Origin of the sequence: Acidiphilium sp. (assembly GCF_049977125.1) — a bacterium.
Classification (GTDB): Bacteria; Pseudomonadota; Alphaproteobacteria; order Acetobacterales; family Acetobacteraceae; genus Acidiphilium.
In genome coordinates this window covers 1-2,540 of record NZ_JBMFGY010000291.1, presented here as the reverse complement: position 1 = coordinate 2,540, position 2,540 = coordinate 1, and the positions used below count along the sequence as shown (strand labels likewise).

The following is a 2,540-nucleotide window of genomic DNA, read 5'->3' as shown; positions in this document are numbered from 1 at the left end:
GCACAAAAGCTGCTTAGGGCGCGCATCCTGTTGAAAGCGGACGCGTCTGAGGCGGCGCCAGGGTGGCCGGACAGGGACATCGCCGCAGCGCTGGATACCAGCATCGATATGGTTGCCAAAGCTCGGCAACTTTTAGTCGAAGAGGGGCTGGACGGCGCTCTCACGCGCAAACACTCGCCCGCGTCTGCCCGGCGACGCATCTTCGATGGCGCAGCCGAGGCAAAATTGATCGCGCTCGCCTGCTCCGCACCACCCAGTGGCCGCACACGCTGGAACTGCTGGAGGAGGCCGTGGTCGAATTGAAGATCATCGATCGCGCCAGCGATAATACGATCGGGCGGATTTTAAAAAAAACACGCTCAAGCCTCACCTGCAAAAGCAATGGGTGATTCCGCCGGACACCAGCGCCGCCTTCGTCGCCGCTATGGAGGACGTGCTTGAGGTCTATCATCGGCCGCATGATCCGGCGCACCCGGTGGTCTGACTGGACGAGACCTCAAAGCAACTCATCGCCGAAACCCGCTCGCCCATCCCCGCCAAGCCGGGTAGCCCAGCGCGACACGACTATGAATACGAGAAAAACGGCACGGCCAACCTGTTCATACTGTTCGCACCCCTGGAGGGCTGGCGGCATGTCGAGGTCACCGATCGCCATACGGCTGTGGATTATGCTGAAATACTCAGGGACTTATCAGATCAGTATTTTCCGGATGCCACCAGGATCGTGCTCGTGCAGGACAATCTGAACACCCACAAACCCGCTTCACTGTACGAAGCCTTTCCCGCAGCCGAGGTCCGGCGCCTGGCCGAACGCTTTGAGTGGCACTACACCCCAAAGCACGGCAGTTGGCTGGATATGGCTGAAACCGAACTCAGCGTCTTGTCCACCCAATGTCTGAATCGGCGTATCGCTGACAAGCAAACCCTGATCAAGGAGGTCGCCGCCTGGGAGGTCTCTCGAAACCAAAAACACGCCAAAGCCGATTGGCAGTTCACCGCCGACGACGCCCGCGTCAAACTCAAGCGCCTCTATCCGGTATTATGAATGACTCGCGGCACTAGACCACACAAACGCATCCGGGTTTCCGGATTTTCGATATTCGGGCGCTACGCGGCAACAGATGATCCGACGCTTCGCGAAAGTTGATCCAGCGATTAAGTTGTGATTATATTGCGATCATCATTCGCTCTTGTTGCGATGATCTTGCTTCGATGTCGCGATCATCTCGTAACTGAAAACCGGCCAAGTTGTGGTGAGATTTTGCCGTTAATCCTGGTCTGATTTTAGCACAAAAGAGGGAGCCGGCGGGCTTCACATCGCGGCAGTGGATTTCCAGAGGGCTGGCACAGGGCCGGACCGGATGGAGATCATGCTCATGTTATCAACAAAACCGCTGAAGAACGGGAGCGCACGCGGGATTGTCGCGTATTGTCGGCATTCGAAATCGTCGCCGACCGCGAAGGGCGGGTATTATATGAGTGCCGGTGCGCCGAGCTTTTGGACCGGTCGGCTCGCGAATGATGCCGGGCTGACGGGGCCGGTTGAACCGGCGGATTTCCTTGATGCATTGGAAGGAAAAATTGGCGGGGAAGACATCAGGAAGGGGCGGGCTGATCGACGTCACGGCAGCGATGTGACATTCAGCGCGCCGAAATCGGTTTCGCTTATGTGTTTGGCCGGTGGTGATCAAAGGATCGCGGAGGCGCATGATGCGGCGGTTCGGGCGGGCATGGAGTATATAGAGAAGGAAGTGGCAGCTTCGAGATATGGCAAAAATGGTCTAAAAACCGCGCGGGGCGGAGGAATTGCCGCCGCTGTTTTCAGACATGAAGATTCAAGGTCAGTCAGCGGCGAGGCTGATCCGCAACTGCACTCGCACGCGATCGTGGTAAATATGACAACCGGCGGGGACGGCAAACTTAGGGCCATCGACTTAGACTGGGGGCAACACGCGGTCCGGATGCATCTAGCCGATGCCGTTTACAAAACTATTCTGGCCCGAAATCTGATCAGCTTGGGCTATGCGGTCGAAGCTACCGGGGATGGTTTCGAGCTTGCTGATATCTCCCCTTATGCGATCGAGCATTTTAGCCAGCGCCGGAACCAGATTGACCAAGCGCTAAAATCAGCCGGCATTGATCGGACGGACAGCACCGCGACCCAGCGGACCGCCGCGAATCTCCGGACAAGACAAGGAAAATCAAGCCTTTCGCAACAAGATCAGCGCCACGAATGGCACAACCGCGCGGTCGACATCGGGCTCGGGCTGCCGGGTGTCGTGAGAAGGGCGATCCGAAGCGGAACGCGGCCAGCCCCAGAATCGACGGCTGGCGCGGCGGTCAGATCAGCGGCGCGGCATCTCAACGAGCGATCGACGATCTTTTCAAAAGATCAGATCCGCCTCGATGCGTTGAAAAACGGAATCGGCAGTTCGACTATCGATGAAATTGATCGAGCGATTGCGGCGGGCGAAGCTGGGCTGCTCGATGTGGGGGCGGGGGCAATGACGACCGTAGATGCGCTTTATAAAGAGCAAACA

The 2,540-nt window shown here is 57.7% G+C and carries 2 protein-coding genes and 1 pseudogene; all 3 read left to right on the top strand.

The window, feature by feature from the left end; all coding sequences use genetic code 11:
- Nucleotides 1–303: pseudogene (locus ACP5E6_RS18220) on the top strand (IS630 family transposase); the annotation flags it as partial.
- A 181-nt stretch (nt 304–484) separates the two neighbouring features.
- On the top strand, nt 485–1,045 hold the full coding sequence (locus tag ACP5E6_RS18215) for an IS630 family transposase (protein WP_427956717.1): 561 nt from the start codon (nt 485–487) through the stop codon (nt 1,043–1,045).
- Between the two features lie 316 nt (nt 1,046–1,361).
- Nucleotides 1,362–2,540: MobF family relaxase (gene mobF / locus ACP5E6_RS18210; RefSeq protein WP_427956714.1), on the top strand; the 1,179-nt coding region annotated here is incomplete at its 3' end.